At 58.4% G+C, this 13,969-nt stretch carries 11 protein-coding genes; 3 read left to right on the top strand and 8 right to left on the bottom strand.

Going from position 1 to position 13,969, the window contains the following annotated elements; genetic code table 11:
* The first annotated feature begins 27 nt into the window (after positions 1–27).
* Positions 28–1,605: a hypothetical protein gene (locus B3X29_RS11335; protein ID WP_156653736.1), complete on the top strand. Its 1,578-nt coding sequence runs from the start codon at positions 28–30 to the stop codon at positions 1,603–1,605.
* Positions 1,606–1,815: 210 nt separating this feature from the next.
* Here the strand turns inward: B3X29_RS11335 and actP are convergent, their stop codons facing one another.
* From actP to acs, 3 genes are all read right to left on the bottom strand, one after another.
* Complete coding sequence (gene actP / locus B3X29_RS11330; protein WP_103177880.1) at positions 1,816–3,465, bottom strand: cation/acetate symporter ActP; 1,650 nt, start codon at positions 3,463–3,465, stop codon at positions 1,816–1,818.
* A complete protein-coding gene (locus B3X29_RS11325) occupies positions 3,462–3,776 on the bottom strand; it encodes a DUF485 domain-containing protein (RefSeq protein WP_103177881.1) in 315 nt (104 codons plus the stop codon). The genes actP and B3X29_RS11325 overlap by 4 nt, the downstream gene beginning before the upstream one ends.
* A gap of 132 nt (positions 3,777–3,908) precedes the next feature.
* The gene (acs, locus tag B3X29_RS11320; protein ID WP_103177882.1) at positions 3,909–5,867 is read right to left on the bottom strand and encodes an acetate--CoA ligase; all 1,959 of its coding nucleotides are present in this window, start codon (positions 5,865–5,867) and stop codon (positions 3,909–3,911) included.
* A gap of 420 nt (positions 5,868–6,287) precedes the next feature.
* Between acs and gltP the strand changes: the two genes are divergently transcribed.
* On the top strand, positions 6,288–7,601 hold the full coding sequence (gltP, locus tag B3X29_RS11315) for a glutamate/aspartate:proton symporter GltP (RefSeq protein WP_103177883.1): 1,314 nt from the start codon (positions 6,288–6,290) through the stop codon (positions 7,599–7,601).
* Positions 7,602–7,677: 76 nt separating this feature from the next.
* On the opposite strand, the gene B3X29_RS11310 is transcribed toward gltP, so the two are convergent.
* The 3 genes from B3X29_RS11310 to fdhF form a co-directional block, all read right to left on the bottom strand.
* The gene (locus tag B3X29_RS11310) at positions 7,678–8,352 is read right to left on the bottom strand and encodes a tetratricopeptide repeat protein (RefSeq protein WP_290539965.1); all 675 of its coding nucleotides are present in this window, start codon (positions 8,350–8,352) and stop codon (positions 7,678–7,680) included.
* A gap of 117 nt (positions 8,353–8,469) precedes the next feature.
* The gene (locus B3X29_RS11305) at positions 8,470–8,622 is read right to left on the bottom strand and encodes a Hok/Gef family protein (protein ID WP_103177885.1); all 153 of its coding nucleotides are present in this window, start codon (positions 8,620–8,622) and stop codon (positions 8,470–8,472) included.
* A gap of 323 nt (positions 8,623–8,945) precedes the next feature.
* Positions 8,946–11,093 (bottom strand): formate dehydrogenase subunit alpha, encoded by a 2,148-nt coding sequence (gene fdhF, locus B3X29_RS11300; protein WP_159340257.1) that lies wholly within the window; start codon positions 11,091–11,093, stop codon positions 8,946–8,948.
* A 266-nt stretch (positions 11,094–11,359) separates the two neighbouring features.
* Between fdhF and B3X29_RS11295 the strand changes: the two genes are divergently transcribed.
* Positions 11,360–12,094 (top strand): response regulator, encoded by a 735-nt coding sequence (locus B3X29_RS11295; protein WP_103177887.1) that lies wholly within the window; start codon positions 11,360–11,362, stop codon positions 12,092–12,094.
* Here B3X29_RS11295 and B3X29_RS11290 read toward each other — a convergent pair.
* Both B3X29_RS11290 and B3X29_RS11285 read right to left on the bottom strand, forming a co-directional pair.
* Positions 12,091–13,104, bottom strand: coding sequence for a carbohydrate kinase family protein (locus tag B3X29_RS11290; protein WP_159340278.1), 1,014 nt, complete (start codon positions 13,102–13,104; stop codon positions 12,091–12,093). The two genes, B3X29_RS11295 and B3X29_RS11290, sit on opposite strands and share 4 nt — an antisense overlap.
* Positions 13,101–13,961 (bottom strand): ketose 1,6-bisphosphate aldolase, encoded by an 861-nt coding sequence (locus B3X29_RS11285; RefSeq protein ID WP_159340256.1) that lies wholly within the window; start codon positions 13,959–13,961, stop codon positions 13,101–13,103. Before B3X29_RS11285 ends, B3X29_RS11290 begins: the two co-directional genes overlap by 4 nt.
* Positions 13,962–13,969: the final 8 nt, after the last annotated feature.

Here is a 13,969-nt window from a genome sequence, read left to right as displayed (position 1 = left end):
ACAGAATTAATATCAGCAGGTGACGCAATGAAACGTATTCCCCATCAACTGATGGAGCTGAACAGCACGTTTATCTGGCACTGGCCCTGGTTTATTCAGGGGGTAAAAAGCGCGAAACAGCACGGTTTCACTGGCATCATCCTGCACCAACAGGAACTGCTTTCAATACTTGCGACGCCCTCGCCGTTAAGCCAGAAACTCAACGTCGAGAACCTTATTCATCAGCAAAATTACGCCCTGCACTATTTAAAACGCGTCGACCGTTACCTGGCGGAAAATAATTTATCGTTCTGGCTTCAGGGTGAGGCCGCGCCCAATGACGACATTATTAAGCGTAAATTTCCGGAACTGACGTTCGACGAAAAGCACGCGCCCGATTTCTGGCACCCTTTTTATGCCGCGATACTGCATCCGCTTTTACAGGCGCTGCCCCATCTCGGCGGGCTTATTCTCAGCCTGACGACGCCAGACTTTCAGACCAGCCGCTGGCAGCAAAGCCTGCATGATGTCTGGAGCCTGCTGCGCGCCCAGGGAAAAAAGCTCATCCTGCGCGACTTCATTGACAACAGCTGGCCGCGACAGCAGCTCTCCGGCATTCTGGCGACGCTCCCGGACGACGTGCGCGCCTCGGTAAAAGCCACCGAGCTGGATTACCACCCCGGTTTTGCCAACCATCCCAACATCGCCACCCTGCCGGGTCATAAAAAGTGGATCGAGTACGATCTCTTCGGTATCGGCTACGGCTGGAGCGCACTGCCGTGCTATCTGGCCGATGAGATTGGTGGCCGCTTAAGCTGGGCGCTCAGCGCCACAGAAAACGAAATCGAAGCGATTACCTCCCGCGTGAGCTGGCAGTGGTTACCCGACAGCCGGGTGATGGACTCCGTCAACGCCATCAACCTGTTTGGCCTCTCTGCCGCCAACCATGCCGCCGATGCCGCGCTGCCCGCTACCTTCGAGCGCTGGGCGGAACACCATCAGTTCGGCTTTCGCGCTTTGGCGGACAAACATCAGCTTTCGGCCATCCTCCACGCCAGCTACGACTGGCTGTGCAAAACGCCAAACTTCCTCGGACGGCGGTTGCACTACCAGAGCCAGATCCCGGAGAGCATCGCCCAGGCGCAGCAATTGCTCCATACGGACACCCGTAGCGCTAACTGGCTGCACGCCTGGCAGCCGCTGATGCCCGCCGACGATCCCGCCCTTGGCAAAGAGCAGCGTGAGCGGGTAGCGCTGGAAAAAGAGGCCGCCTGCTTCCTGGCGTCACGTACGCTGCACAACCTGCGTGAACTGATGCCGCGTATGACCTGCCCGGACGACACCCTGGCGATCCTGCTGGCCGCCTGGCGCAGCGCGGAGATCTACAGCCAGATGTTCTCTCACGTCGCCGCCGCCGTGACCGACGTCGTGTGGCTGGATCACTACGGTCCGCAAAGTCTGCCTGCCGACATCCTGAAGCAGCATCAGCAGCGGCTGCTGCACTTCAGCGACACCCTGGATCGCTGGCTGACAGATCCGCCCGCCAGCAGCCCGCTCTTCCTGCCGCTGTTGCTGAGCCCGGCGCGGCTGGAGCGCTTTGCCAGAAGCCTCGGCGAGTCGCTGTAACTAAAGAATAAAAACTGCGGTCGGGGTTGTCTGTATACCGCGGGTAGGGAAAGCGGGGGATCGGCGTGGAATAGGGAAAAGTGTGATGGACGTTGCGGATTGCAGATAAAGCCTGTGATCCGCATCGGCTTTTTCTGTTCTGGCGACGTGATAAACGTCACCAGAAGGGGAAAAAAATGTGATCCCCGACCAGTGGCCGGGGAGGGGGTTTTAGTGCGCGCGGCCCTGTTCGACACCCAGGCCGGTTTGGGAGCGGATAAACTGGGCGCGGAACTTCTCGCGCTCCAGGTTGCCTTCCGGCGAGTTATCAGTTGCCGAGAAGACCCAGATGCCGATAAAGGCCACGGCGATGGAGAAGAGCGCCGGGTACTCATACGGGAAGATGGCGCTTTCGTGGCCGAGGATCTGCACCCAGATGGTCGGACCGAGGATCATCAGGATCACCGCCGTCAGCAGGCCGAGCCAGCCGCCAATCATCGCTCCGCGGGTGGTCAGCTTCGACCAGTACATAGAGAGCAGAATGATCGGGAAGTTGCAGCTTGCCGCAATGGAGAAGGCCAGCCCCACCATAAAGGCGATGTTCTGATTTTCGAACAGGATCCCCAACAGAATGGCGACGACCCCCAGGACCAGAACGGTGATTTTGGAGACCTTCAGTTCGTCGCGTTCAGAGGCGCCTTTACGCCAGACGTTGGCATAGAGGTCGTGGGAGACCGCAGAAGCACCCGCCAGGGTCAGGCCAGCCACCACCGCCAGAATTGTGGCGAAGGCCACGGCGGAGATAAAGCCGAGGAACAGGTTGCCGCCCACCGCGTCAGCCAGATGGACTGCCGCCATGTTGTTGCCGCCAATCAGCGCGCCCGCCGCATCCTTGAAGGCCGGGTTTGCACCCACCAGCATGATGGCGCCGAAGCCGATGATAAAGGTCAGGATGTAGAAGTAACCCATAAAGCCGGTGGCGTAGAAGACGCTTTTCCGCGCTTCGCGCGCATCTGACACCGTGAAGAAACGCATCAGAATGTGCGGCAGGCCCGCGGTACCAAACATCAGGCCCAGCCCTAACGACAGCGCCGAGATCGGATCTTTCACCAGCCCGCCGGGGCTCATGATCGCTTCCCCTTTCGGGTGTACCGCCATCGCTTCGGTAAAGAGGTTATTAAAGCTGAAGCCGACATGCTTCATCACCATAAAGGCCATAAAGCTGGCGCCGAACAGCAGCAGTACCGCTTTGATGATCTGCACCCAGGTGGTGGCGAGCATGCCGCCAAACAGGACATACATCACCATCAGCACCCCCACCAGCACCACCGCGACATGGTAGTTCAGGCCGAACAGCAGCTGGATCAGCTTGCCGGCCCCCACCATCTGGGCAATCAGGTAGAGGGCTACCACCACCAGCGAGCCGCAGGCGGAAAGGGTACGAATCGGCCCCTGTTTCAGGCGATAGGATGCCACGTCGGCAAAGGTATAACGCCCCAGGTTACGCAGGCGTTCGGCGATCAGGAACAGGATGATCGGCCAGCCGACGAGGAAGCCCAGAGAGTAGATCAGCCCGTCGTAGCCGGAGGTATAGACCAGCGCGGAGATGCCGAGGAAAGAGGCCGCCGACATAAAGTCACCGGCGATGGCCAGCCCGTTCTGGAAACCGGTAATGTTGCCGCCCGCGGTGTAGTAATCGTTACGGGAACGCACGCGTTTCGACGCCCAGTAGGTGATGTACAGCGTCAGCACCACGAAGATCAGGAACATCACAATCGCCTGCCAGTTGGTCGGCTGGCGTTCAACCGCGCCGCCAATGGCATCGGCGGCATTTGCCGCGAGGGGGAGGGCGGCGGCAAGCGCCGTCAGGACTCTCTTCATGATGCTTTCACCTCGCGCAGTACCGCTTTGTTCAGACGGTCGAACTCACCGTTAGCGCGCCAGACGTAGACGCCGGTCAGCACAAACGAAACGACGATCACACCGATACCGATAGGGATGCCGCGCGTGACGTTGGTGCCCGCATGCAGCGGCGTGCCCAGCCAGTGCGGCGCAAAAGCGATCAGCAGGATAAAGCCCACGTAGATGATCAGCATGATAATAGAGAGAATGAAGGCAAACCGTTGCCGTTTATCCACCAGCTCCCTGTAGTGCGCACTGTTCTCTATCTGCTGACAAATATTGTCATTCATCACAGAATCTCCAGAGGTATCCCCCTTCGGTTTTCACGCAGCCTGAGCAGTCACGTGCCTGCAACGCGAAATCCTTTGGGGTGGTTTTTATATTCCCCTCTCCCTTTAAGGGAGAGGGCTAAGGTGAGGGTATTACGATGGCATTGCGATGGCCTGCTTCTCTTCGAGCAGTTTGTCCACCACGCCAGGATCGGCGAGCGTAGAGGTGTCGCCTAAATTGCTGGTATCCCCCGCCGCAATCTTGCGCAGAATACGGCGCATGATTTTGCCGGAGCGGGTTTTCGGCAGCGAGTCGGTCCAGTGCAGCACGTCCGGGGTGGCAAGCGGGCCAATCTCTTTCCGCACCCAGTTACGCACTTCGGTATAGAGCTCGGGTGACGGCTCTTCGCCATGGTTTAAGGTGACGTAGGCATAGATCGCCTGGCCTTTGATGTTGTGTGGAATACCGACCACCGCCGCTTCGGCGATTTTCGGATGCGACACGAGGGCTGATTCGATCTCGGCGGTCCCCAGACGGTGGCCGGAGACGTTCAGCACGTCGTCCACGCGGCCGGTGATCCAGTAGTAGCCATCTTCATCACGACGCGCGCCGTCGCCGCTGAAGTACATATTTTTGAAGGTGGAGAAGTAGGTCTGCTCAAAGCGATCGTGATCGCCAAACAGGGTGCGCGCCTGACCCGGCCAGGAGTCGGTGATGACCAGGTTGCCTTCGGTGGCCCCTTCCAGCGGCGTGCCTTCGTTATCCACCAGCGCAGGCTGAACGCCAAAGAACGGACGGGTCGCGGAACCGGCTTTCAGCTGAGTGGCGCCCGGCAGCGGGGTGATCATGAACCCGCCGGTTTCGGTCTGCCACCAGGTATCGACCACCGGACATTTCTCGTTGCCGATCTTCTTCCAGTACCACTCCCAGGCTTCCGGGTTGATGGGCTCACCCACGGAACCGAGGATACGCAGGGAGGAGCGGTCGGTGCCTTCAATCGCCTTATCGCCTTCCGCCATCAGGGCGCGGATTGCGGTCGGGGCGGTGTAGAGAATATTGACCTGGTGTTTGTCCACCACCTGGCTCATGCGCGCCGGCGTCGGCCAGTTTGGCACCCCTTCAAACATCAGGGTGGTGGCGCCGCAGGCCAGCGGACCATACAGCAGGTAGCTGTGGCCGGTGACCCAGCCCACATCGGCGGTGCACCAGTAGATATCGCCCTGATGATAATCAAAGACATACTTAAAGGTGGTGGCCGCATAGACCAGATAGCCGCCGGTGGTGTGCAGGACGCCCTTCGGCTTGCCGGTGGAGCCGGAGGTATAGAGGATAAACAGCGGATCTTCCGCATTCATCGCTTCCGGCTGGTGCTGGTCGCTGGCCTGTTCAATCAGGTCGCTCCACCAGAGGTCGCGCCCCTCATGCCATTCAATGGCGTTGCCGGTGCGCTTGAGCACAATCACACTGTTGACGCTGTTTACATTGGGGTTTTTCAGCGCGTCATCGACGTTCTTTTTCAGCGGAACGGCACGGCCAGCACGCACGCCTTCGTCGGCGGTGATCACCAGTTTGGAGCTGGAGTCGATAATGCGCCCGGCCACCGCTTCCGGCGAGAAGCCGCCAAAGATCACGGAGTGCACGGCGCCGATGCGGGCGCAGGCCAGCATCGCCACGGCCGCTTCCGGCACCATCGGCATATAGATGGCAACCACGTCGCCTTTCTTGATGCCCTGCGCCAGCAGCACGTTAGCAAAGCGGCAGACATCGCGGTGCAGTTCACGGTAGGTGATATTTTTGCTCTGGGTGGCGTCGTCGCCCTCCCAGATGATCGCCGTCTGGTCACCGCGCTCGGCGAGATGGCGATCCAGACAGTTGGCGGCCAGGTTCAGCGTACCGTCTTCATACCATTTAATAGAGACGTTACCTGGGGCAAAAGAGGTGTTCTTGACCGTCTGATAGGGCGTGATCCAGTCAAGGATTTTGCCCTGCTCGCCCCAGAAGGCGTCAGGGTTGGTGATGGAGTGTTGATACTTCTCCTGGTACTGCTCAGGGTTAATCAGGCAGCGGTCCGCAATATTTGCGGGAATGTCGTGTTTATGGACTTGGCTCATGGTTTTTGTTCTCCTTGTAGGATGTTAATAATATGTCGCAAAAACGTTAATTGTAGGGGCTTTGGCAGCTTTGTTTACTATTTGGGCGACAGATCACGCAAATGTTAAAGAGAACAAAAAACGCGCAAATGACACTTTGAAGGAAAATAATTGCTCTTGTAGATTATTTGCTTTTATGGATAAAAAAGCGTTTTCATTACAAAAGGTTATTTATCATCACCAATATAAATTAGCGTAATGACCTTTTTTGTCAGTCAAATGCCTCGTTCTTAAAGGCTTGCGCAGCATGCCGTGCAAATGGTACTGATACCGCGCGTTAAAAAACCCCATAAATGAACGCAACACAATTCATACCCTTTCAGTATGTGTCGTCCCCTTCGTTTTACGAGTACGAACACTTCGTTGAGGAAGTCTCTTGTTATGAAAAATTTGAAAGTCAGCCTGGCCTGGCAAATTTTGCTGGCCCTTGTGCTGGGTATCTTGCTGGGTAGTTATCTGCATTATCACAGTGACAGCCGCGAATGGCTGATCGCCAACTTACTGTCACCGGCCGGCGATATCTTTATTCATCTGATCAAGATGATTGTGGTGCCGATTGTCATCTCGACGCTGGTGGTGGGGATTGCCGGGGTGGGTGACGCGAAGCAACTGGGCCGCATCGGCGCGAAAACTATCCTTTATTTCGAAGTGATCACTACGGTGGCCATTGTTCTCGGCATCACGCTGGCGAATCTGTTCCAGCCGGGGGCGGGCATTGATATGTCGCAGCTGGCGACGGTGGATATTTCGAAATACCAGAGCACAACCGCCGATGTGCAGAGCCACTCTCATGGCCTGATGGGGACGATCCTGTCGCTGGTGCCAACGAATATCGTGGCGTCGATGGCGAAGGGCGAAATGCTGCCGATTATCTTCTTCTCGGTGCTGTTTGGTCTGGGGCTGGCGTCGCTGCCCTCCGCCCACCGCGAGCCGCTGGTGACCGTGTTCCGCTCCATCTCTGAAACCATGTTTAAAGTGACCCACATGGTGATGCGCTATGCGCCGGTAGGGGTGTTTGCGCTGATCTCGGTGACGGTGGCGAACTTCGGTTTTGCCTCCCTGTGGCCGCTGGCGAAGCTGGTGCTGCTGGTGCATTTCGCCATCATCTTCTTCGCGCTGGTGGTGCTGGGCTTAGTGGCGCGCATGTGCGGGCTGAGCATCTGGATCCTGATCCGCATCCTGAAGGACGAGCTAATTCTGGCGTACTCCACCGCCAGCTCTGAAAGCGTGCTGCCGCGCATCATCCAGAAGATGGAGGCTTACGGCGCGCCGGCGTCGATCACCAGCTTCGTGGTGCCGACCGGCTACTCCTTTAACCTTGATGGCTCCACGCTGTACCAGAGTATCGCCGCGATCTTTATTGCCCAGCTGTACGGCATTGACCTCTCCCTGTGGCAGGAGATCGTTCTGGTGCTGACGCTGATGGTGACCTCGAAAGGCATTGCCGGCGTGCCGGGCGTGTCGTTTGTGGTGCTGCTTGCGACCCTGGGCAGTGTGGGTATTCCGCTGGAAGGACTGGCGTTTATCGCCGGTGTTGACCGTATCCTCGACATGGCGCGTACCGCGCTGAACGTGGTGGGTAACGCGCTGGCGGTGCTGGTGATTGCCAAGTGGGAACATAAGTTCGACCGTAAAAAAGCGCTGGCCTATGAGCGCGAGGTGCTGGGGCGGTTTGATAAGACGGCTGACCAGTAAAGTGAAAAGCCGGGTGACGCTTCGCTTACCCGGCCTACATGACCTTAGGCCCGGCAAACATAGTGCCGCCGGGCATTTACTCCCCGCTTAACGCATCAAACTCCTCACATCCGGTATCAAACCCTTCGCTACAGCTCAGATTCAACCAGTAGAGCGCCTTCTGTTTATTGGGGGTGATAAATCCCTCCTCGCCCTGCTTAAAGATCTGGCCCGCCCAGTACTCCGCATAGCCTGTGCGTGACAGCGTGGAGCTTTGCTTAAACCACCGCGCGGCCTGCACATCATCCTGCGCCACTTCCACGCCGTTGGCGTAGATCAGCCCCAGCAACTGCTGGGCATCAACGGCGGCGTCGTCTTCGGTATTCTCAGCGACCTTGTGCAGTAAGCTCAGCGCCTGCGGATAGTCGGTCTTCCCGGCCCGGGTGTTTACCAGCAAACGCGCCAGCATCACCGCGCCCGGCGAGCTGCCCGCCACCGTGGCCTGCTGCGCCAGCCCTTTGGCCTGAGCGAAATCGCCGTGCTTTAACTTGATTTGGGACAGCAGGGCCATGGCATCGATATCGCCGTTTTTCGCTGCTTTTTCGGCCCAGGTTTCGGCCTGCTTATCATCACCCGAGCTGTAATATGTTTCGGCAAGGTAATACTGGGCACGGCTGTCGCCCGCCTCAGCCTGCTTCCGGTACTGGCCGCCAACCTCCTCGGCGCTCGCCAGAGAAGTAAAAAGGATCAACAACAGATAAAGAGGTTTCATGCGTTATTTTCGTAGGAGTAGATACCGGGCAGTATAAGCGCGTGATGTGAAGAAAAAAATGGGTGCATTAAGACCTCAACCTCCCACAAGCCGGGCGGGTCTCCCCGCCCGCTGAAGTTAGCCTGCTGCGCAGGCTAATTTAGCCGCCACTTCGTGTTGTTCACTCTTTATTGTGAGTTCGCATAACTTACCGCGATTAATAAAGGCGAATATCACGATAGTCAGACAAATAATAACTATTATGCCTGCGACATATTTTAATGGCGTCATGCCCTTTACTCCTTGCTAACAAAAGAAGAAGGGGCTATCCTCAACTTGTTGGGTAGTTGAGGGATAGCCCCGGTTAATGGAAACATTTCCGGGGTTTTTCACTTTCTGTCCCTCAATACGGCTTAAGACAGAAAGCCTTAAGCACCCGCCGATAATCTTATCCCTCTGAAGTAAAAAGAAAAGATGTAATTTTTTTTGTGCGAAATTACATTTCTATGGAATACTGCTCGCAAAATAATATTCGGTTTTTAAATTTATATTTCATAAATAAAAGAGGGGTGAATAATTCATCCCTCTTTATTCGCTGTTCCGTTAATTACAGGTTATCCCATCGCGGTTTCCCGTAAACGCTTTTTCAACGCATTATATTCATCGATAACATAGCGCTCGGCGGCAACCTGATCCGCTATCGGCTCGAGGCGCACGGCACAATATTTATATTCCGGCGTTTTGGTTATCGGGCTCAGGTTTTCCGTTACCAGCTCGTTGCAGGCACCAATCCACCACTGGTAGGTCATGTATACCGCACCTTTGTTTGGCCGATCGCTCACCTGGGCCCGGGTGATGACCCGGCCTTTACGTGAGGTGATCCACACCAGGGCGTCATCCTCAATGCCCAGCTGTTTGGCATCCCCGGTGTTGATTTGTACATAGCCGGGCTCATCCGCCAGCGCCGACAGCGCCGCACAGTTGCCGGTCATGGAGCGGCAGGAGTAGTGACCCACTTCGCGCACGGTGGAGAGCACCATCGGATACTCTGGCGACAGCGTATCCATCGGCGCCATCCAGTCGCAGGTGAAGAACTGCGCCAGCCCGTTCGGGGTATCGAATTTCTCGGCGAACAGGTACGAGGTGCCCCGATCTTCCGGCGACTCGTCCCGGCAGGGCCACTGGATATAGCCCAGCTCGCCCATCTTCTCGTAGGTTGCCCCCTTAAAGGCCGGGCAGAGCTGGCGCAGCTCGTCCCAGATTTGCTGGGTGTTGTCGTAGTGCATCGGATAACCCATCCGGGTGGCAATCTCGCTGATAATCTGCCAGTCGGTTTTCAGGTCCCACTTTGGCTCCACGGCTTTGAAGAAGCGCTGGAAGCCGCGATCGGCTGCGGTGTAGACCCCTTCATGCTCGCCCCAGGAGGTGGAGGGGAGGATCACGTCCGCCGCCGCCGCGGTTTTGGTCATAAAGATATCCTGGACAATCACCAGCTCCAGATCGTCAAAAGCTTTGCGCACCGCCGAGAGCTCAGCATCGGTTTGCAGCGGGTCTTCGCCCATGATGTACGCCGCCCGCACCTCGCCGTGGGCCGCGCGGTGCGGCAGCTCGCTGATACGGTAGCCGGGGTTCGCCGGCAGGCTCTCCACGCCCCAGGCTTTGGCAAATTTCTCGCGGTTTTCCGGAAACTTAACGTACTGGTAGCCCGGATAGGTATCCGGCAGTGCCCCCATGTCGCATGCCCCCTGCACGTTATTCTGGCCACGCACCGGGTTGACCCCCACATGGGCTTTGCCGAGATTGCCGGTCAGCATGGCAAGGCTGGTGAGCGCACGCACGGTTTCCACCCCCTGCCAGAACTGGGTCACCCCCATGCCCCACAGCAGGGTAGCGGTGTTGGCCCCGGCATACAGACGTGCCGCCTGACGGATCTCCCCCGCACTTACGCCGGTAATGCTCTCCACCGACTCCGGCGTATAGCGTTCAACGATCTCACGGTACTCATCAAAGCCCTCCGTGCGGCTGGCAACGAAGGCCCGATCGTAGAGCTGCTCGGCAATAATCACGTGGCCGATGGCGTTGAGCAGGGCGATGTTCGAGCCGTTTCGCAATGCGATATGCATATCGGCAATGCGGGCGGTTTCGATGCGCCGCGGATCGCAGACGATGATTTTTGCCCCGTTCTGTTTCGCGCGCAGAATATGGTTGGCGACAATCGGGTGCGAATCCGCCGGGTTATAGCCAAAAATAAAGACTAACGCAGTGTTATCAATCTCGTTGATGGCATTGCTCATGGCGCCATTGCCGACCGACTGGTGCAGACCTGCAACCGAGGGGCCGTGTCAGACGCGGGCGCAGCAGTCGACGTTATTGGTGCCGATAACGGCGCGCGCAAACTTCTGCATCAGATAGTTGGTTTCATTCCCGGTGCCGCGTGACGAGCCGGTGGTCTGGATCGCATCCGGGCCGTGCTTTTTCTTGATGGCGGTGAGGCGACTGGCCACATAATCCAGCGCCGCTTCCCACGAAACAGGCGTCAGCTTGCCGCCGCGCGTTCTGCGGATCATCGGGCTTTTCAGCCGCGGGGTGAGGATTTGGGTATCGTTAATAAAATCCCAGCCGAAGTAACCCTTCAGGCACAGCGTGCCCTGGTTGGTTTTGCCGTTGGCCGCCTCCGCCCGGACGATTGTGCCGTTATCGACCACCAGGTTGATCTTGCAACCTGATGCGCAATAGGGGCAAACCGTGATGACGTTTTTCATCGATCTCGCTCCAGTTTCATATGATGCTGATATGTCGGTTGAGTATGCCGCCTCTAAGCCGCATTCTTGTTGTGGTTTTCCCCTGACTTTACGGGTGAATCCTGGGCAATACCCTGACGAAAAACAGGCCTGCGGCAAAAATTGCGGCGGCGGAAGTGACGGGGGATGTGACGGCGGTTGAAGATTCGTGATGGAAAAAGCGTTTGGGCTGGAGCCTTGCACAGAATGGGCCAGACTGATCTTTATCTTCTCTATGGGGTCCCGTAATGAAACCAGCAATTCTGGTGGTCGATGACGACACCGCGGTCTGCGAACTGTTGCAGGACGTTCTCAACGAGCACGTCTTTACCGTCCATGTCTGCCACAACGGGCAGGATGCGCTGCGTCTGGCCAGCCAGATGCCGGATATTGCACTGGTTTTGCTCGATATGATGCTGCCGGATATCAACGGCCTGCAGGTGTTACAGCAGCTGCAAAAACAGCGTCCTGAGCTGCCGGTCATTATGCTCACGGGTCTTGGTAGCGAGTCGGATGTGGTGGTGGGGCTGGAGATGGGGGCGGACGATTATATCGGCAAACCCTTTAACCCCCGGGTGGTGGTGGCGCGCGTTAAAGCTGTGCTCCGCCGCACCGGCGCGCTGGCGGCAGAGCCTGCGGCGGTCCCGCGGGCGGGCGGGATCGGCTTTAACGGCTGGACGCTGGATACCGCCCGCTGTGAGCTGATTGACGCCGCGCGCAACGTGGTCTCCCTGACCCAGGGCGAATACGGTCTGCTGCTGGCGCTTACCCAGAATGCCCGGCGGGTGTTGAGCCGGGAACAGCTGCTGGAGCTGACCCACAGCGAAAGCGCGGAGGTGTTTGACCGCACCATCGACGTGCTAATCATGCGCCTGCGACGGAAAATCGAAATCAATCCCCATCAGCCGCTGCTGATTAAAACCATCCGCGGGCTGGGCTATGTCTTTGCCGCCGACGTGCAGCATGGCGACAGGGCGGCCTAGACCAGGGGGTTCTCCTCAATAAACAGCTGTAGCTCCTGCAACGTTTTTGCCCCGTCGATGGCGTTGGCGGCCAGCAGGCTGGCCCGGGCGCAGGCGTGCGCCATCTGAATACTCTCCGTCAGCGACAGCGATTCGTGGCAGCCATACAAAAATCCGGCGCAGAAGGCATCGCCAGCCCCGACGCTGCCGACAATCTCCTCCTGCGTAAGCCGCCACGAGGGGAGCCAGCTTCCCGCCTGGCCCGGCTCCTGACCCCACGCCCCCTCCGGGCAGTGGATCACTACCCGTGACGTCACCCCCGCCGCCAGCAGATCTGCCGCCGCCGCGGCAATATTAACGATCACCGGCGTATCCTGGTCATCGCGCATCGGCAGGCCGCTGAACTCGCCCGCCTCCAGCTCGTTGATCACCAGATAGTCGAGATGGCGCAGGGCAGGGAGCACCAGCGGCTGATAGCGCGGATCGCCCTTACGCGACACCAGATCGAGGGACGTTTTAAACCCCAGATCGCGCATCTGCGCCAGCAGCCGCGCGCTGCGGGTGCCATATTCTTCGTCCGGCATATCCAGGCTGTCGAGCAGCAGCAGATAGCCCAGATGGAAGATCTTCATGCTGTAATCGAGCCGGTCAAAGGCGGGCAGATCCAGCAGGCGGTTCGCCCCCGGTGAGTGGAAAAAGGTGCGCTGGCCGCTGGGGTCGATCATTACCTGCGACATGGAGGTTGGGGCAAAGGTGGTGCGCTGTACCCGCTGGCGGTTGACGTGATACTGGTCGAGCATGGCGAGAATGTAATCCCCGTCGTTATCCTCCCCCACCAGCCCGACCGCCTGTAGCGGGATCCCGGTATGCATTTTTGCCACGGTTAACAGCACGTTGAGCGGTGCGCCGCCGGTGGCGCGCTCGCTGTGGGTGATCTCCGCCAGCCAGCCGCGCTCCGGCCACTGCACAATCTGGTGGACATGGTCCACCAGCATATTACCCGCCGCGATAATGCCCCGGCGTTCCATTATGCTTGCCCCGCGCTGCCGAAGATGCGCATCTGCGCGGCGACGGTGTCGGTAATCGCCTCTTCGATGCCCAGCAGCAGCTCAGCAAACTCGTCATACAGCGGCTGCCGGTTGGCCATGCGCTGCTCCACGGCCCCCAGCGCCGCCTGGGACATGCCGGTATAGAAGTTAATTTTGTGGATCCCAAGCTCAATGGCCCGGCGAAAATCGGCGTCACCGATCCCGGAGCCGCCGTGCAGCACCAGCGGCAGGCCGGTTTGCTGGCGGATAGCGTCAAGGCGCGTAAAATCGAGCTTCGGCTCCCCCTTGTACTTGCCGTGGGCATTGCCGATGGCTACCGCCAGGGCATCAATGCCGGTCTGATCGACAAATTCCCGCGCAAGGGCCGGATCGGTGAAAAAGGCTTCGTCGGCGTGACCGTACAGGGCGCCGCCCTCATCGCCCCCCACCGCGCCCAGCTCCGCCTCCACCGACACGCCCACCGCGTGGCACATCTTCACCACTTCCCGCGTCTGGCGGATGTTCTCCTCGTAGCTCAGCGTGGAACCATCGAACATCACCGAGCTGAACCCCAGACGCAGCGCCCGCACCACCGCCTCGAAATGCAGACCGTGATCGAGGTTCAGCACCACCGGGATGTCATGCCGGGCGGCTTCGAACTTCACCGCCTCCACCAGGGAATCGAGCGACACGTACTTAAAGTGCACTTCGGCAATGTTGATGATAAAGGGCGAGCTCTCCTGGCGGGCCGCGGCAAAGAGCGCCCGCAGGAAGTGAGAGTCGAGGACGTTAAACGCCCCCAGCGCGTAACGCTGTTCCCGGGCGTGCGCCAGCCCGTCGGCGAGAGAGATAAGCGGCATGTTCACTC

Origin of the sequence: Leclercia sp. UBA5076, from assembly GCF_002416465.1 — a bacterium.
In the GTDB taxonomy this organism is placed as follows: Bacteria; Pseudomonadota; Gammaproteobacteria; order Enterobacterales; family Enterobacteriaceae; genus Enterobacter.
Note: the sequence above shows the minus strand (reverse complement) of the source record. Positions and strands in the feature narration are given on the sequence as shown.

Bases quoted from the DNA above. Each gene is read 5' to 3' on its own strand.
- B3X29_RS11335 (WP_156653736.1), top strand. From the start codon at position 28: ATGAAACGTATTCCCCATCAACTGATGGAGCTGAACAGCACGTTTATC.
- actP (WP_103177880.1), bottom strand. From the start codon at position 3,465: ATGAAGAGAGTCCTGACGGCGCTTGCCGCCGCCCTCCCCCTCGCGGCA.
- B3X29_RS11325 (WP_103177881.1), bottom strand. From the start codon at position 3,776: ATGAATGACAATATTTGTCAGCAGATAGAGAACAGTGCGCACTACAGG.
- acs (WP_103177882.1), bottom strand. From the start codon at position 5,867: ATGAGCCAAGTCCATAAACACGACATTCCCGCAAATATTGCGGACCGC.
- gltP (WP_103177883.1), top strand. From the start codon at position 6,288: ATGAAAAATTTGAAAGTCAGCCTGGCCTGGCAAATTTTGCTGGCCCTT.
- B3X29_RS11310 (WP_290539965.1), bottom strand. From the start codon at position 8,352: ATGAAACCTCTTTATCTGTTGTTGATCCTTTTTACTTCTCTGGCGAGC.
- B3X29_RS11305 (WP_103177885.1), bottom strand. From the start codon at position 8,622: ATGACGCCATTAAAATATGTCGCAGGCATAATAGTTATTATTTGTCTG.
- B3X29_RS11295 (WP_103177887.1), top strand. From the start codon at position 11,360: ATGAAACCAGCAATTCTGGTGGTCGATGACGACACCGCGGTCTGCGAA.
- B3X29_RS11285 (WP_159340256.1), bottom strand. From the start codon at position 13,961: ATGCCGCTTATCTCTCTCGCCGACGGGCTGGCGCACGCCCGGGAACAG.